Annotated in this window: 14 protein-coding genes and 1 other RNA gene; 5 read left to right on the forward strand and 10 right to left on the reverse strand. The window is 38.4% G+C overall.

The window, feature by feature from the left end; genetic code table 11:
- Positions 1-23: 23 nt before the first annotated feature.
- Both J3U18_RS04300 and J3U18_RS04305 read right to left on the reverse strand, forming a co-directional pair.
- The gene (locus J3U18_RS04300) at positions 24-410 is read right to left on the reverse strand and encodes an RnfABCDGE type electron transport complex subunit B (RefSeq protein WP_267353027.1); all 387 of its coding nucleotides are present in this window, start codon (positions 408-410) and stop codon (positions 24-26) included.
- A 13-nt stretch (positions 411-423) separates the two neighbouring features.
- On the reverse strand, positions 424-2,124 hold the full coding sequence (locus J3U18_RS04305) for a formate--tetrahydrofolate ligase (RefSeq protein WP_218058470.1): 1,701 nt from the start codon (positions 2,122-2,124) through the stop codon (positions 424-426).
- A 151-nt stretch (positions 2,125-2,275) separates the two neighbouring features.
- Between J3U18_RS04305 and sohB the strand changes: the two genes are divergently transcribed.
- The 5 genes from sohB (at position 2,276) to J3U18_RS04330 (ending at position 9,315) form a co-directional block, all read left to right on the forward strand.
- Complete coding sequence (gene sohB / locus J3U18_RS04310) at positions 2,276-3,319, forward strand: protease SohB (protein WP_267353028.1); 1,044 nt, start codon at positions 2,276-2,278, stop codon at positions 3,317-3,319.
- Between the two features lie 595 nt (positions 3,320-3,914).
- A complete protein-coding gene (locus J3U18_RS04315; RefSeq protein ID WP_267353029.1) occupies positions 3,915-5,249 on the forward strand; it encodes a hypothetical protein in 1,335 nt (444 codons plus the stop codon).
- A 286-nt stretch (positions 5,250-5,535) separates the two neighbouring features.
- Positions 5,536-7,938 carry a ribonuclease R gene (gene rnr, locus J3U18_RS04320; RefSeq protein WP_267353030.1) on the forward strand — a complete coding sequence of 801 codons (2,403 nt, stop codon included), beginning with the start codon at positions 5,536-5,538 and terminating at the stop codon, positions 7,936-7,938.
- On the forward strand, positions 7,939-8,688 hold the full coding sequence (gene rlmB, locus J3U18_RS04325) for a 23S rRNA (guanosine(2251)-2'-O)-methyltransferase RlmB (protein WP_267353031.1): 750 nt from the start codon (positions 7,939-7,941) through the stop codon (positions 8,686-8,688).
- A gap of 9 nt (positions 8,689-8,697) precedes the next feature.
- A complete protein-coding gene (locus tag J3U18_RS04330; protein WP_220225747.1) occupies positions 8,698-9,315 on the forward strand; it encodes a hypothetical protein in 618 nt (205 codons plus the stop codon).
- Positions 9,316-9,639: 324 nt separating this feature from the next.
- Here J3U18_RS04330 and J3U18_RS04335 read toward each other — a convergent pair whose 3' ends face one another.
- The 8 genes from J3U18_RS04335 to rmuC all read right to left on the reverse strand — a co-directional run bounded on the left by J3U18_RS04335 (position 9,640) and on the right by rmuC (position 16,846).
- On the reverse strand, positions 9,640-11,100 hold the full coding sequence (locus J3U18_RS04335) for a catalase (RefSeq protein WP_267353032.1): 1,461 nt from the start codon (positions 11,098-11,100) through the stop codon (positions 9,640-9,642).
- A 226-nt stretch (positions 11,101-11,326) separates the two neighbouring features.
- Complete coding sequence (locus J3U18_RS04340) at positions 11,327-11,866, reverse strand: 5-formyltetrahydrofolate cyclo-ligase (RefSeq protein ID WP_267353033.1); 540 nt, start codon at positions 11,864-11,866, stop codon at positions 11,327-11,329.
- A 28-nt stretch (positions 11,867-11,894) separates the two neighbouring features.
- A non-coding RNA gene (gene ssrS, locus J3U18_RS04345) (6S RNA) lies at positions 11,895-12,077 on the reverse strand.
- Between the two features lie 65 nt (positions 12,078-12,142).
- Positions 12,143-12,427 carry a cell division protein ZapA gene (zapA, locus tag J3U18_RS04350; RefSeq protein ID WP_065563351.1) on the reverse strand — a complete coding sequence of 95 codons (285 nt, stop codon included), beginning with the start codon at positions 12,425-12,427 and terminating at the stop codon, positions 12,143-12,145.
- A gap of 7 nt (positions 12,428-12,434) precedes the next feature.
- Positions 12,435-14,297, reverse strand: a complete 1,863-nt coding sequence (gene dxs / locus J3U18_RS04355) for a 1-deoxy-D-xylulose-5-phosphate synthase (RefSeq protein ID WP_416380384.1) — start codon at positions 14,295-14,297, stop codon at positions 12,435-12,437.
- A 15-nt stretch (positions 14,298-14,312) separates the two neighbouring features.
- Entirely contained in the window at positions 14,313-15,182 is an 870-nt protein-coding gene (gene ispA, locus J3U18_RS04360) for a (2E,6E)-farnesyl diphosphate synthase (protein ID WP_220225753.1), read from the reverse strand.
- Complete coding sequence (xseB, locus tag J3U18_RS04365; protein ID WP_065563353.1) at positions 15,175-15,414, reverse strand: exodeoxyribonuclease VII small subunit; 240 nt, start codon at positions 15,412-15,414, stop codon at positions 15,175-15,177. The genes ispA and xseB overlap by 8 nt, the downstream gene beginning before the upstream one ends.
- Before the next feature lie 76 nt (positions 15,415-15,490).
- Positions 15,491-16,846, reverse strand: a complete 1,356-nt coding sequence (gene rmuC / locus J3U18_RS04370) for a DNA recombination protein RmuC (protein ID WP_267353035.1) — start codon at positions 16,844-16,846, stop codon at positions 15,491-15,493.
- Position 16,847: the final 1 nt, after the last annotated feature.

Consider the following 16,847-nt stretch of genomic DNA (forward strand, 5'->3'; position numbering starts at 1 on the left):
AATAATCAAACAACAAAACCTCGCTAATTAGCGAGGTTTTTTTTAGCTCTAACGCGAGCAATAGCATCGGCAATCGATTGTTTACGATCTTTCTGAGTAGTCGCACTGCTTGCAGGCATCGACCTAGGAAATAGAATAGTGGGCGGAACTAACTGATTACGACCTAAGCGTTGTTGTTTCTTTTCAGTTAACTGCAACTCTTCTTGCTCACTTAATTCAACGCCAAGAGTACTTAGGGTAATACAATCAGTTGGACAGGTATTAATACAATTACTACACGCAGTGCAAAATTGCGGTAATACCGTATGTAACACCTGTTTACTACCAACAATAGCATCAGTAGGGCAAACACGGATACATTTGCCACAACCAATACAATTTTCTTCATCAATAAAGGCTTTATATTGCATAATAAAATTTAAATTAACTTAAACCAACAATATTACCATCTTTGTCAATATCAATATGTCGATAAGCTGGATTCGTGCCAAGCCCTGGCATTGTCATCACATTACCAGCATAAACTCGAATAAAACCAGCACCGGCTGAAATGGCTAAATGGCTGATATCAACGTCAAAGTCAGTAGGTACATTCTTTAAATTAGCATCAGCGCTAATCGACATCGGCGTCTTGGCAATACAAAGTGGTAAGTGATCAAGTTTTAATGCTTCAATCTCTTTAATGTTTTTAAGCGCGGTTTCAGACAAGTTCGCTTTATTGGCACCGTACTTTTTAACCATAGTTTGGATTTTATCCATCAATGGCATACTGTCAGGATAAGGTAATTTGATTTCACTTGGCATATCACATGCCTCAATAACATGTTTAGCAAGTTTTTCAGCACCTTTACCACCTTGAGTGAACACTTCGCTTACTTCGCAAGCAAAAGCACCATGTTCAACGGCATATTTTTGTAAAAACGCCAACTCTTCTTCACTATCATGTGGGAATCGATTAATCGCAACAATCACTTGTAAACCATAGCTCTTGGCATTCTTAATATGCCAAGCTAAATTGGCCGCACCAATTTCAAGTAACTCCACATTTGATTCTGAAATCTCTTTAGGGATAGCTTGTCCTGGTTTGATATTATATTTACCACTATTGGATTTTAAGCTACGAACCGTTGCCACTAAAACCACGCAAGAAGCCTTAATACCAGCTTGACGATATTTAATATTAAAGAATTTCTCCATACCCATGTCAGAACCAAAACCAGCTTCGGTTATCACATAATCGGCTAAATTCATTGCAATGCGATCAGCGATAACTGATGAATTACCATGAGCAATATTAGCAAATGGTCCAGCATGGATTAGTACAGGCGTATTCTCAACAGTTTGCATCAAGTTAGGATTAATCGCATTTTTAAGAAGTACTGTCATCGCGCCTGCAACTTCGAGCTGTTCAGCTGTGATTGGCTCGCCTTGCGTATTATAGGCCAAAATAATACGACCAATACGCGCACGCATATCATGTAAATCAGAAGCCAAAGCCAAAATTGCCATTAGCTCAGACGCTGCCGTAATCTCAAATCCGTCACGGCGTTCAACACCATTCACACCGCCACCAACACCGACAGTGATATTACGCAGAGCGCGATCATTGTGATCGATAACCCGTTTCCATACAATGCGATTAACATCAATATTTAAACGAGGTAAACCGGTTTGTGCGGTAAACTCATCGCCAAGACGATCTTCATGATAAAGACGAGAATCCAACGCGGCAGATGCTAAATCATGTGCTGCAGTTATTGCATGAATATCACCAGTAAGATGAAGATTTAGCGTCTCCATCGGCAAAACTTCTGCTTGCCCACCACCGGCTGCACCGCCTTTTACGCCAAAAACAGGTCCTAAGCTTGGTTGACGAATACAAGCGATAGCTGATTTACCTAGATAATTAAGGCCTTCACTTAGACCAATGGTATTGACGGTTTTACCCTCACCTAATGGTGTTGGTGTAATAGCGGTAACTAAGACTAATTTACCATTAGCGCGATTTTCCTTTGCATTAAGGATTGATAAATCAATTTTGGCAACATATTTACCGTAAGGAAGCACGTATTGTTCAGGGATCTGACATTGTTTAGCGATTTCAGTTATTGGGCGTAGTGGCATTTTCATTCTCGTATAACAATAAATTAGGCTGTCAGTATAAAGAATTTAAAATGCCGAATAAAGCAACAATTTAATCTTTATTGATTTTCGGCACAATCTCTAATTATCTTGTTATAATAGCGAAAATTTTCAACTAAAGGATAATGATTAAATGAACTGGTTTTCGCAGTATTCTCTCTTTTTGGCTGAAACAGCAACGGTGGTTATTGCTATTTTAGCGGTATTAATTTTTATTTTAAGTCAACGCCGAAAATCATCAACAATTGCTGGACGTTTATCTGTCAAAGATATTAGCCAAGAATATGAACAAGTCAAAGATGACATGCTAACGTCGAGCATGGATGAAATCGAAGCTAAACAGTTTACAAAAGATCTCAAAAAACAAAAAAAACTTGAAAAGAAACAAGCTAAACAAGCGGCTAAAAAGAAAGATGATAATGCTAAATCATCAGATGCAAAGCCTAAATTATTTGTCTTATCGTTTAACGGCAGTATGGATGCACATGAAGTTGAAGAACTGCGTCAAGAAATCACTGCTGTACTAGCCATCATTAAACCAGAAGATCAAGTTGTCGTAAAACTTGAAAGCCCTGGTGGAGTAGTGCATGGATATGGCCTTGCAGCCTCCCAACTATTACGCTTTAGAACGCGTAACATTCCATTTACGGCTGTAGTTGACAAAGTTGCAGCCAGTGGCGGTTATATGATGGCCTGTACTGCTAGCAAAATTGTCGCAGCGCCATTTGCAATTGTGGGTTCAATTGGTGTTGTTGCCCAAATTCCTAACTTCAACCGATTGCTAAAAAAACATGATGTCGATATTGAATTACAAACGGCAGGAGAATACAAACGAACCCTAACCATGTTTGGTGAAAACACGGATGAAGGTCGCCAAAAATTCAAACAAGAACTTGAACAAACGCATCTATTATTTAAAGACTTTGTAAAAGAATATCGACCAAATATCGATATAGATCAGGTTGCAACAGGCGAACACTGGTTTGCTACTCAAGCCAAAAAAATGGGACTGGTTGACGAAATTAGCACCAGTGATGATTTTATCTTATCACACCTAGAAACGCATAAAATCATTGCCGTTAACTATCAACGCAAACAAAAACTGTCCGAAAAACTCTCCAAAAATGTCGTGAAAGGCATGGAAAAGTTATTTTTTAGACAAGGAAACGGACTGTAAAAGGTTTAACCTAAAATCACTATTTTACATCTTTAAAACCCCGATTCCTCAAAAAAAGTTGAGGAGCGGGGTTTTTTAACCCTAAAATTTGATCTAAAAATCTCAAAATTACTAAAAAGTCTAATTTCTAATACAAAACAATTTATCTTAAAAATGTGATCCTTTAAGAATTGTAAATGAACTGTTTTTAAATTAAACCGCATCTGCTCGGTTATTTTTGTTTTTTTATATGTTTTTCTTTACAAAGATTAACGATCTTAAGTGAAAAATTGTTGCATCGTATTTTTTCAGTCACTATACTTTTACACCGTTTTATATAAGCGATCCAAATTTAAGTAAAAACATAAAGAGTAAATAAATCATAAATTTAGTTGACAGGATTAAGTAATATGCACTATAATTTTCAACAGGCAACAGGCAACAGGCAACATGGCCAACCTATAAGTTAAATTCGTCAAAGTTAAGCTCTTATTTTTCATTTTCCACTAAAGTCTATTTTTTCACCAAGATCTATAAAATTACGCTAAATTTTGCGCGATCCTCACATAGATCAATATCATCCCGACAGATCTTATTACCTTTAGTACCTAGTATATTGTTAGCGTTTTCATTTACTAGTACAGCGTTAACATCCACAACATCTAATTTTATTCACGGTGAAGTGCCTTATTTTACGTTCGACGGTGGTAATACACGAGTAACGGATACCGAAGGTTTGCTCGGGATCCATCTTTCTAATGGTCAACAATACTCGCCATCAAATAATAATTCTAGTGCAACCAATCCTATCGAATTACCAACTATTGATGAAAGTTTTGCTGATATTAGCATGTTGGTGCCAGTTGATAGTAATACCGTTGATTTAAACACCATTGTTGCTGCACCTTATAATTATTGGGGGGATGATGATGGAGATAGTGAAGTCACTGCTACTGGCAGTATAAGCTTGTCTATTGTTGATAAAAACAATCAAACTGTATCACGAAATACTGTACCCATGTATTGTAAAGCGCCTTATAAAGCGACATTAACTAATACTGAAGGCACATTGACCACTCGTTATGGCGTTCCTAATAGTATTAAGTTCGGAGCAGGTAGTGTTACCTATTATTTTAAGCCTAAAGAATCACCTGCGATTTGTTTTGCTAAACCAAATAATCTAGCGTATACCGCACCTCCCTATGTAGGTCCCGAAACTGTCTGGAATTATGGTAAAGGCTTTCTAACTCAAACCGCGACGCCATCATCTTATGGTTTAAATTTCCCGACTACTGGCGCTAATGGTTTGTACTTTGATTTAGATATTAGCAATAATGATCAGGCATTAACGTGGGATCCGGTTTCTCATAGTGGAATTACTGCGACGATGACCAATTCAACAAATACTAGTGTCCGTGTTACATTAACGGGCCCTGCTGCAACCTTAGAACAATGGAATTCTAGTAATCCGGAAAAAGTAGCTAAACCATCTTTACCCCAGACATTCGAGTTAGTCGGTCGTGACAGTAGTGGTAAGGCTGTCGTTAAATATGGATTTGAACTAAAGCAGTGGTTTGTCAATCGTGGAAACGTTATGGGAAATCACGACAACCAATTATCTTGGTGTACAAATATAGGTTATCACCTTCCTAATGTAAGGGATTTAACCAATGCGGTTTATCCATCAAATGACGAAATGATTACTGCTACACCTCCATCACCGGGTAATCATTACCAACGTACCATTGGGGCAGGTCTTATTACCGAGTGGGGCTTTCTGTTATATTACGCGAATACTAACTTTAATTTGTATTATTGGACTAATGACATATACACCCATGGTGGTGATTATAAGTATTACTTTTACGCGCACGCCGACCACGGACTTATTCATTGGGTAGATCCTGCAACCTTCTACAACGGGGTTTGTGTTTCAGATCTCACCCCTTAATTCTTATTTTTTGGGGGAGAGATAGTAAAATAGCTTATATTTTTCTAGTAACTTATGGTGTCGAGACTTAAACCATCCGCCTCAATTGGGGCGGTTTTTTTGAGTTTTTTATCGCAAAAAAGTTGAGGAGCGGGGTTTTTGTAACGATACAAAACCGAATAACCCTCTTTTCATCCCCTAAAACATAGAGTAACCCTTTTTTTAAAGTTCCAAAAAGCAATCTCCATTTTAAGTTATACAACTCTATGTTATCCTTAACGCAACATTCGATCACAGGACGTTCTATATGATAAAAGATCCATTTTATGATCGTGAGGCGAAAAAGTATGAATCGCCGATCGCCAGTCGTGAACTGATTTTGGATTATCTTACCAAAGAAGCAAAACCAGCAAGTTTAGAAAAAATAGCTAAAGCCGTATCAATCAAATCTGACGAGCAAAAAGAGGCTTTACATCGCCGATTGCGAGCGATGGAACGTGATGGTCAGGTGGTTTACACGCGTCGTAAATGTTATGCCTTACCTGAAAAATTCGATATGGTTAAGGGCAGTGTTATTGCACATCGTGATGGTTATGGCTTTTTACGGGTTGAAGGTAAGCCGGAAGACTATTTTTTGTCACACGAGCAGATGAAAAAGGTTTTACAAGGCGATGTTATTTTGGCTCAGCCAATCGGTAGTCAATACCGTGGTAAGACTGAAGCGCGAGTGGTGCGGATTTTAGAGCCACGTACTAATCTGATTGTTGGTCGTTATTTTATTGAGCAAGGTGTTGGTTTTGTGGTGCCGGATGATAGCCGTTTGAATTTTGATATTTTAATCGCTGGCAAGCCAAATCGTACGGTTAGAATGGGCTCAGTTGTTGTGGTTGAATTGCAGCAAAGACCTGAACGACGCCAAAAAGCGGTCGGAGTGATTAAGGAAGTGCTTGGCGAAATAATGGGCACGAATTTAGCCATCGATATTTCATTACGTAATCATGAGATCCCTTATGAATTTCCAAAAGCGGTTGAAAACGCGGCTAACAAGTTTAGTGAGCAAGTGCCTGAAAGCGCTAAGAAAGGCCGTAAGGATCTACGTGATTTGCCGTTAGTAACCATTGATGGTGAAGATGCACGAGATTTTGATGATGCGGTCTATTGTCAAAAGAATCGTGGTGGTGGTTATCGTTTGTGGGTAGCGATTGCTGATGTGAGCTATTATGTACGAATCGGTAAGGCGCTTGATAAAGAAGCTTGTTTGCGTGGGACTTCAGTCTATTTTCCGTCGCGCGTGGTTCCGATGTTGCCGGAAGTTTTATCCAATGGCCTTTGTTCGCTCAACCCACAAGTTGATCGCTTGTGTTTAGTGTGCGAAATGACCGTGTCGAATAAAGGGCGTTTGACCGGTTATCAATTTTATGAAGCGGTGATGAATTCACACGCGCGTTTAACTTATACCAAGGTAGCTAAGATTTTGGAAGGTGATAAGGATTTGCGTGAGCATTATCGTGAGTTGGTTCCTCACCTTGAGAATCTTTATGGTCTTTATAAGGTGCTTAATAGTGCTCGAATTGCCCGTGGCGCAATCGGGTTTGAGTCGGAAGAGCCTAAATTCATCTTCAATGCTGATAAACGTATTGAGAGCATTGAGTTAGTTCAGCGAAATGAAGCGCATAAGATCATTGAGGAGTGTATGATTTTGGCCAATGTTGCCGCAGCAAAATTGGTGATTGATGCTGAGATTCCGTCGCTATTTCGTGTGCATGATAAACCGGATGAAGATCGCATAAATAATTTACGCAGTATTTTAAGTGAACTTGGTTTGTCTCTCGGTAAGGGTACCAGTCCAAAAGATATCGCTAAGTTGATGGTTGAGGTTGAAGCAAGACCTGATCATGAGATGTTGCAAACGGTCATTTTGCGCTCAATGAAGCAAGCAATTTACGATCCTGAAAATCGTGGGCACTTTGGGTTAGCACTTGAGGAGTATGCGCACTTTACATCGCCAATTCGTCGTTATCCTGATCTGTTATTGCATCGTGCGATTAAATGGGGTATAGCTGATCAGCAACATAGTAAACAACATGATAAAACCGGTGGACACCGTTATACGATTAGCGAGATGCTCTATTTTGGTGAACACTGTTCAATGACCGAACGCCGAGCGGACGAAGCAGTTCGTGATGTCGTTGATTGGTTGAAATGTGATTATATGCAAGATCATGTCGGCGAGGTATTCAATGGCACTATTTCGAGTGTTGTTAATTTCGGCTTTTTTGTGCGATTAGATGATCTATTTATTGATGGTTTAGTGCACGTTTCATCACTCGAAAATGATTATTATATTTTTGATGCATCACGTAATCGTTTAATTGGTGAAAATACCCGTTTTATTTATCGTTTAGGTGACAAAGTTCAAGTAACAGTCGTTAATGTTAATCCTGACGAGCGTAAAATTGATTTTTCATTGGTTGGCAGTAATAATAAGCCACAACGCCAAGGTAAGACAGCCAAAGATAAGGCGAAGAAAGTCGATAGTGATGCTGAACAGCCAGTTAAGCGCAAAAGTAAAAGCCAAGCTAATAGTAAAAAAACGGGCGCAAAGGTTGTCGCAAAGAGTAAAAAACGCAGTAAGCCAAAAACAGCTGCTAAAAAAACGTCTAAATCAGCATCGACCTCAAGCAATCAGAGAAAAAAGAGTAAAAAATAGATGAGTGAAACAGTTTACGGTATCCACGCGATTGAAGCTTTGTTAGCGCGTGCACCAGAAAGAATTATTGAAGTTTTTATCGTTAAAGGCCGAGAAGATAAGCGCCTTAATGCCCTTGTTCGTGAGTTGGAGCAGTTGGGTTTAGCCGTAAAAGTGACCAATAGGCAGTATTTAGATGAAAAAACGAAAAATGGCGTTCATCAAGGTATTTTGGCGATGGTTAAACCAAGCCGTGGTTATCAGGAAAATGATATTCCATTATTAATGGAGCAAAATTCCAATCCGATTATTTTAATTTTAGATGGTGTGACTGATCCACATAATTTAGGTGCTTGTATTCGTACTGCTGATGCCGCTGGTGTGAGCTTTATTGTTGTACCTAAAGATCGTTCTGCACCACTTAATTCAACCGCTCAGAAAGTTGCATGTGGCGCGGCTGAAAGCGTGCCAGTGGTTAGAGTCACCAATCTGGCGCGCACTATGCGTATGTTACAAGATGAATATCAAGTTTGGATTGTTGGTACCGCCGGTGAAGCAACCAGCACACTTTACCAAACTGACTTTTATAAAAATTCAACAGCATTGGCCTTAGTGATGGGGGCAGAAGGTGAGGGGATGCGTCGATTAACCAAAAAGCATTGTGATGAGTTAGTCAGTATACCGATGGCAGGTATTGTTTCTTCGCTTAATGTGTCTGTTGCAACAGGCGTTTGTTTATTTGAGATTGTTAGACAAAAAATAAATAGTTAGAGTTATAGTATGTTAGGTTTTTTGAAAAAGCTTTTATCAGGGAATAAAGAAAAAAATGCTCCGGCGCTGTCTGAGCGAGATTTGAATGGTCGTAATCGTGTCGGATATCCGACAATGCAATTATCGCGTGAGATTGATAATTTAGTTAAATTGAAATACCGTCCTCTTAAACGTGTAATTAAGGTGTATAGAGACACGCTGTTTTTTAAATGGGGTCCTGCAGTTATCAATAATACTTTATCAGATGAGCAGTTGGCTAATTTGTCCGGACGGAACGTTCAGATGGTTTATTTATTGCTGTTTCGTGATATGTTAAGACATATTTCAGGTTTAGCTAAATTTAAGCATTTTGCCGAAGATTGGCCGGAACAATTTGCGAATGAGTTATTAGATAATTGCAAAATGCTAGGCGATAGTGATGATGTTGATGTCGCTAAAAAAGAAGCGTTATTTGCTAACACTGAGCTTTATAATGTTGATAATCCCATCGATCCTAAACACCCAGAAAATACGCAAATTCCTGATTGGACAGCGCCATTAGCGGAATTAATTATGCTGCCACCGGATATGATTTATAAGTGTCATCGTCCTTTAATGGCTGCAATTGACCGTCGCAAAAAGCGCTAACTTTAACGATTGATTGAGTTGAAGCTGTAATATCGATTCACTCAATCAATTTTGTTAACTTAATTTACTTCCTTCCCTAAATAACGCCATTTATTACCAACAACTTTGCAATTTATCTTTGTAAAAATACCCACAGCAAATTCCTCTCACTGCTTTAATTTTGCATTTATACAATTCAATTTCTTTTGTCATAACTAGTCAGCCCGATAAGTTCGACAAAGTCTAACAATTATGTGAGGAGAGATAGTAAAGGTATTAACACTTATTTCTATTAAGATAAAGGTCAATGCCGACACAATGGTGTCGGCACGATTATTTTGCTTTTTAGCTTTTGATTAGATCAACTTCAACACCTAACCCTTTTGCTACACCTGAACCATAATCGGGATGGACTTTATAGAAGTGTTTAAGCTGTCTAATTTGAATATCACGATCGACGTTTTTCATCGAAGTGACAATATTATCAATAAGCAGTTGTTTTTGATCTGGACGCATTAAATTAAATAATGCACGTGGGTGCGAATAGTAATCACCATCAACACGATGATCGTGTTTATCCATTGTGCCGGCAGGGACATGCATCGGTGGCTCAGCATACTGCGGTTGTTGTTTAGGTGCACTATCAACACTATTTGGTTCATAGTTTGGTGCATTATCTGGCGTATAAAAGCGCATAGCTCCGTCACGTTGATAATTGTGTACCGGGCATTTAGGTGCATTGATTGGTAATTGTTGGTAGTTTGTACCGATACGATAACGGTGCGCATCAGCATACGCAAAAATTCGCCCTTGTAACATTTTATCCGGTGATAAGCCAATACCAGGTACAATATTACTTGGTTCAAATGCGGATTGTTCGACTTCAGCAAAATAGTTTTCTGGATTACGGTTAAGCTCCATAACACCAACTTCAATAAGTGGAAACTGTTTTTGTGACCAAACTTTAGTGACATCAAATGGGTTTTCTGGGTGGTTATTGGCTTGTTCTTCACTCATCACTTGTATATAAAGTCGCCATTTAGGGTAGTTACCTTGTTCAATGGCATTAAAGAGATCTTCTTGCGCTGAATCAGGGTTGCTACCGTCGAGTTCTGCGGCTTTTTTAGGATGAATATTTTTAATGCCTTGTTCCGTTCTAAAATGCCATTTTACCCAAGTTCGTACATTATCTTTGTTGATTAAACTATAAGTATGGCTACCAAAACCATGCATATGTCGAAATCCGTCTGGAATGCCTCGGTCAGAAAATAGAATTGTTACTTGATGAAGTGATTCTGGCGATAAAGAGAAAAAGTCCCACATCATTTGCGGATCTTTTAAGTTGGTCTTAGGATCGCGTTTTTGGGTGTGAATAAAGTCTGGGAATTTGAGTGCATCACGAATAAAAAATACTGGCGTGTTATTACCGACGATATCCCAGTTACCTTGATCTGTGTAAAATTTTACTGAAAATCCACGTGGATCACGTGCCGTGTCAGATGAACCACGTTCACCGCCAACAGTTGAAAATCGAGCAAAAACGGGAGTTTGTTTGCCAACTTCGGCAAAAATGCTGGCATAGCTATATTGAGTAATGTCATTGGTGACGGTAAATGTTCCGTGTGCGCCAGAGCCTTTGGCATGGACTCGTCTTTCCGGAATATTTTCACGGTTAAACTGAGCGAGTTTTTCGATTAATTGATAGTCGTCAATCAATACCGGTCCACGAGGGCCAGCAGTGCGAGAGTTTTGATTGTCGGCAATAGGGGCACCATTATTGGTGGTGAGTTCTTTTTTTTCTGACATTGCAATACTCCTTATTAGATTGTAACTTTATAGTTGTAGTGTTGTGACTGATTTTATTGAAAAACTAATTTATTAAGGAATAAGATAAGACGGTGATGCGTGTAAAAAAAGATATTGCTTGTTTTATTATATAACTAAATTGGCTGTTAATTGTAGAAAAACAAATTAATTATTTTTTAATCTAGTAATGAGCGATAGTGAATATAAAAATGGGTCCTTAACCAGATTAAGCATAAATGATTTCCGGTAAATTAACATCCCAATGCTGATTATCAACATGATCAACTTTTTGGCAGGCAAATGCTAGCCCAATAGGATAAATTTGCTGTTGTTGGTAGTTTTCAAGCAAGCGATCATAATAGCCACCGCCCATACCGATACGAAATCCTCGGTCATCAAAAGCCACAAGTGGCGTAAAGATGATATCAAGTTGTTCAATATTTATGATTTTAGTTTTATCGATTACTGGTTCTAAGATACCAAAGCTATTTTTTACTAGTGGTGTATTTGGGGTGTAATTTAAGAAGATTAGTTTATGTTCAGCAACTGGGACAGGTAAATAGACCGATTTATTTTGTTGCCATAGATATTCAATAATCGGTTTAGTATCGACTTCTCCATCAAATGATAAGAATATTGCAATATGTTGTGCTTGGCTGACGGCAGGATGGTTTTTAATTTGTTGGTAGATTATGGCCTGTGCGCTGTCGCGTTGTGCTTGAGATAATTCACGTCTTTTTTGACGTATAGTTTGCCGAATGTCCATAAGTTTTTATTTGAAAGAGAGAAGGAATAAAGACTCCAAGATGCCGTTAGGGGCGTAACCCTTGAACCCGAGGTTCAAGGTGAATAGCATGTTTTAATTTTTAGGTTTCCTAAGTTAATTAGGCATACACACCAATTAAAAATCACACCATTCTAAATTAAAGATTATCGGCTCAGGGGACTAACCCATATCGCGAACATCTCAGAGATGTTTACTATGATACAAAATTTAGAAAATCATACAATAGTCTTTGTGGTTTATTTACATTTCATCTAACTAATTGTTAGTATTTAATGCGGAATCAAGTAATTGCTGTAGCATTTTTAGTCGATTTGCAAATTCATCGCTTTTTTCTTTTTCTTTCGTTAGTTCGTAAGAGATATTCAATGCAGCAGTCATGATAAGTTGATCGCTTCCAACTTGGGGGGATTTTTCTCGTAAATTTGTTAATCGCGCATCTAAATCTTTAGCTGCATTTGTAAGTGCGTCAACTTCATCGACTGGACAATTAAATTTTAACGTTCGCCCAAAAATCTGAACGGTGACAGCTTGATTTTCCATATTTAACCTATAGTTTGATAAATTTATTAATTTTGTCGATTATATGTTTAGCGTTTAATCCGACTTCATCGCGCATTTCTTGCTGTGAGCCTTGCGGGATAAAAATATCAGGCAATCCGATATTTAAAATATCACATTTTATTTTTTTCGATAACAAAAATTCATTAACAGCGCTTCCTGCTCCACCTTTGATGCTGTTTTCTTCGATGGTGACCAGTATATTATGGCTTTGGCTAATGTGCAAAAGGACTTTTTCATCAAGTGGTTTTACAAAACGCATATCTATCACTGTAGCATTTATTTGTTCGGCTACTTGTAAAACTTCAGGTAATAGTGTGCCAAAATTGAGTAAAGCGATCTCTTTGCCCTCTCGACAGCATTTTGATTGCCCTAGTGGTATTGTTTTTAGTGGCTCTAAATGTGCGCCAGTGCCTTCGCCTCGAGGGTAGCGTACTAATGCTGGTCCATCATGTAAATAGCCTGTGTAGAGCATTTGTCGGCATTCGTTTTCGTCACTTGGGGTCATGATGACTAAGTTTGGAATACAGCGTAAAAAGCTTAGATCGAACGCACCTTGGTGGGTTTCACCATCAGCCCCCACAATGCCCGCGCGGTCTATCGCAAATAAAACCGGTAAGTTTTGGATGGCAATATCATGAATGACTTGATCGTAAGCTCGTTGCAAGAAGGTTGAGTAGATAGCAACCACTGGTTTTAATTCGCTAATAGCAAAGCCGGCAGCTAATGTAACTGCATGTTGTTCAGCAATGGCGACATCAAAGAATTGATCTGGAAATCGTTTAGCAAATTCAGTCATGCCAGAACCTTCGCTCATGGCTGGTGTGATTGCCATTAGGCGTTTGTCTTGCTCTGCTATTTCACATAGCCAGTCACCAAAGATTTTGGAATAAGTTGGGGTAATTTTATTTGTGCTAGGTAATATTCCTTCATTTGGATTAAATTTAGGAACGCCGTGCCATAAGGTTGGGTTTTGCTCGGCTGGAGCATAACCTTTTCCTTTTTGGGTGATAATATGCAGTAATTGTGGGCCTTTTAGTTGTCTGACTTTTTGTAAGGTGGCAACTAATGTTTCAATATCATGTCCATCAACAGGACCAATATAGTTAAAACCTAATTCCTCAAATAAAATAGCCGGAGTGACTAAGCCTTTTAGGTGCTCTTCCGTTTTTTTGAATAGTTCTTTTAATGGTGGAATATTGGAAAGCACTTTTTTGCCACTTTCACGAAGTGAGGTGTAGGCTTTGCTTGATAATATTTGTGCCAAATGTTGATTAAGTGCACCTGTGTTTTCTGAAATGGACATATCATTGTCATTAACGATAACTAGCATATCTGGTTTTATGTGCCCAGCATGGTTCATCGCTTCAAATGCCATACCAGCAGTTAAGGCCCCATCACCTATAATAGCGGCGACTTTTTTACCTGACTGTTTTTTTTGCTCTGCGATGGCAATACCCAGCGCTGCACTTATTGAGGTTGATGAATGTCCTGTTGTTAATACATCATATTCACTTTCATTTCGGTGAGGAAACGGGTGTAATCCCCCTTTTTGGCGAATAGTTAGCATCTGATCGCGTCGACCGGTTAGAATTTTATGTGGATAAGCTTGATGACCTACGTCCCATATAATTTTGTCAAATGGTGTCTGATAGACGTAATGCAACGCGACTGTTAATTCGACCACACCAAGACCTGAAGCTAAATGACCACTAGATTGGCTGACACTGTCTAATAAAAATTGTCGTAGTTCCTGACTAATTGCTGGCAATTGTGCGAGCGGATATCGCCTAAGATCCGCAGGTGAATTGATTTGCTTTAATAGAGGATATTTGTCTAAATTCATTTTTATCATCTAGTTATTTAGTTAACTATTTCGATTAATAATAAAACCAGCAAGGTCTTGTAATGGTTGGCTATTATAAGGTATTTGCGTCAGACTATCGATAGCTTGTTGATATAACTTGTGTGTCATTTCGATGGCATTTTGTAAACCCATCAATGCTGGATAAGTGCTTTTTTCTAGCTTAAGATCAGAGCCTTGTGGTTTACCCATCAGCTCTTGTTCACCAATGACGTCTAATATGTCATCTTGTATCTGGAATGCTAGTCCAATTGCTTTAGCATAGTTGTCTAACATTGGGTAATAAGGTTGAGCTACCTCATCGCATGAATAAGCACCGAGCCTTACTGCCGCTTGAATTAAGGCGCCAGTTTTATAGTTATGGATAGTTTGTAAATGTTCCAACGTGACTGTTTGGTGTTCTGCTTGTAAATCCAGTGATTGACCTAAACACATTCCAGCAAGGCCACTTGCACTTGCTAGTTCAGCAATCATTTTTATTTTACTTTGGTTGCTGATTTGTTGGTTTTCGGATAATAGGCTGAATGCTAGTGATTGTAGTGCATCACCAGCGAGGATGGCTTGTGCTTGGCCAAATTTTATGTGGCAGGTTGGTTTTCCTCGCCTTAGATTATCATCATCCATTGCGGGTAAGTCATCATGAATTAATGAGTAGGTATGCATCGATTCAATGGCTGCAGCAACTGAATCGAGTTTGGTTAGCGGACAATTAAACATTTGTCCGGTTAAATAGACCAGAATAGGGCGTATTCGCTTGCCACCAGCAAGCAGGCTGTAACTCATCGCTTGTTGCAAATTAGATGGTGCAAACTGCGAAATATATGTTGTTAGATAGTTATCAATACGTTCTTGTAATGGTTTTAGGCTATTCATTATTATCAATGGAAAATTCAGATAATTGTGCATCACTATTTTCAGATAATAAAATTTGGATGCGTTGCTCAGCTTCATTAAGTTGTTTTTGACCAGAACGAGCTAGTTTGATGCCTTTTTCGAATTCATTTAGTGCTTCATCTAATGGTAAATCGCCATTTTCAAGTTGAGTGACAATTGCTTCAAGTTGCTTGATGGTTTCTTCGAAACTGACTTCATTATTGTTTGACATATCGTACTCCTTCTTATACCAAATGAGTATACACGTATTTTTTATGATGGTGAATTAAGATGTTTTAGTTAACAATTTAACTAAGCTGTTCTTTTTCATTTTCAAGTTCATCAACTGATAGTTGAGCTATATCTGGATTAATTGGTTTTTTTACTTCAATCCCTAATTCCCTAAATCGTTCTATTTGACCAATCACGTTACCACGCCCTTTCGAGAGTTTGTTCATTGAGTTTTGATAGGTTTGTTGGGCTTTATCCAAACAGTTGCCTAGATTTTCCATATCTTCGATAAATCCACGTACTTTGTCATATAGTTTGCTGGCTCTATCAGCAATAAGCTCGGCATTACGATTTTGGTATTCAAAACGCCATAAATTATGAATAGTTCGCAAGGCAACCAATAGGGTAGTTGGGCTAACAATCATGATGTTACTTTTTAATGCATCATTGATTAATGATGGATCTTGATCGATGGCGGATAAAAATGCCGGTTCGACAGGAATGAACATTAGAATGTAGTCTAATGATTGAATGCCATTTAGTTTATGGTAATCTTTTTGACTAAGTTGTTTTAAGTGATTACGCACAGCAATTAAATGATCAGCAATGGCTCTAGTTTTTGTCTCTTCATCATCACTATTAAAATAACGTTCATAGGCAACTAAGGTGACTTTGGAATCGATGACCACATCACCGCCTTGGGGTAAGTGAACAATTACATCTGGTTGTAGACGTCGGTTATCTTCATTAGTTAGATTAACTTGAGTGTGATATTCGTAACCTTGACGCAATCCGGAATTATCCAATATTTGACTAAGAATAAATTCACCCCAATTACCTTGGGTTTTGTTATTGCCTTTTAACGCATTGGTTAAATTGGTGGCTTCTTTCGTCATGAGTTCGTTGAGCTGTTGCAAGTTGCGAATTTCGTGAGTTAGGGTATGGCGTTCTTTGGCTTCTTGACCAAAGCTATCTTGAACTTGCTTTTTAAAGCCCTCTAATTGTTGTTTAAGTGGTGAGAGTAAAAACTCTAAGCTTTGTTTATTTTGTTGCTCAATTTTTTTGCCACTGTGCTCAAAAATTCGATTGGCTAAGTTTTCAAATTGCGTGGTTAATCGTTGCTCGCTTTGTTCTAAAACTGTCTGTTTTTCATGTGCGGCATTGATAATCTCTTCTAAGCGCGTTTTTAATTCACTAATTTTGATATTTTGAGCAACATTTTGTTGTTGGTATTGGCTCAACTCTTGTTCTAATTGAGTGATATTTGCCATTAATGACTGATTTTCTTTATTTCTTTGTTTAAGTTGTAAATCATATATGCCATGTAGGTTATTCGCTTTAAATTGCGCTTTTAGCATGGCAATTAGTAAAACAAAGGCGATAATGGCAATAATTATAACTGCCCATTCACTTAAGCCTAAACTTCCTAACATG

The organism is Gilliamella sp. B3482 (assembly GCF_026536805.1).
GTDB lineage: Bacteria > Pseudomonadota > Gammaproteobacteria > Enterobacterales > Orbaceae > Gilliamella > Gilliamella apicola_E.

What these genes read in the sequence shown, in the direction of transcription:
- J3U18_RS04300 (WP_267353027.1), bottom strand. Translation starts at nt 410, where the DNA reads ATGCAATATAAAGCCTTTATTGATGAAGAAAATTGTATTGGTTGTGGC.
- J3U18_RS04305 (WP_218058470.1), bottom strand. Translation starts at nt 2,124, where the DNA reads ATGCCACTACGCCCAATAACTGAAATCGCTAAACAATGTCAGATCCCT.
- sohB (WP_267353028.1), top strand. Translation starts at nt 2,276, where the DNA reads ATGAACTGGTTTTCGCAGTATTCTCTCTTTTTGGCTGAAACAGCAACG.
- rnr (WP_267353030.1), top strand. Translation starts at nt 5,536, where the DNA reads ATGATAAAAGATCCATTTTATGATCGTGAGGCGAAAAAGTATGAATCG.
- rlmB (WP_267353031.1), top strand. Translation starts at nt 7,939, where the DNA reads ATGAGTGAAACAGTTTACGGTATCCACGCGATTGAAGCTTTGTTAGCG.
- J3U18_RS04330 (WP_220225747.1), top strand. Translation starts at nt 8,698, where the DNA reads ATGTTAGGTTTTTTGAAAAAGCTTTTATCAGGGAATAAAGAAAAAAAT.
- J3U18_RS04335 (WP_267353032.1), bottom strand. Translation starts at nt 11,100, where the DNA reads ATGTCAGAAAAAAAAGAACTCACCACCAATAATGGTGCCCCTATTGCC.
- J3U18_RS04340 (WP_267353033.1), bottom strand. Translation starts at nt 11,866, where the DNA reads ATGGACATTCGGCAAACTATACGTCAAAAAAGACGTGAATTATCTCAA.
- zapA (WP_065563351.1), bottom strand. Translation starts at nt 12,427, where the DNA reads ATGGAAAATCAAGCTGTCACCGTTCAGATTTTTGGGCGAACGTTAAAA.
- ispA (WP_220225753.1), bottom strand. Translation starts at nt 15,182, where the DNA reads ATGAATAGCCTAAAACCATTACAAGAACGTATTGATAACTATCTAACA.
- xseB (WP_065563353.1), bottom strand. Translation starts at nt 15,414, where the DNA reads ATGTCAAACAATAATGAAGTCAGTTTCGAAGAAACCATCAAGCAACTT.
- rmuC (WP_267353035.1), bottom strand. Translation starts at nt 16,846, where the DNA reads ATGTTAGGAAGTTTAGGCTTAAGTGAATGGGCAGTTATAATTATTGCC.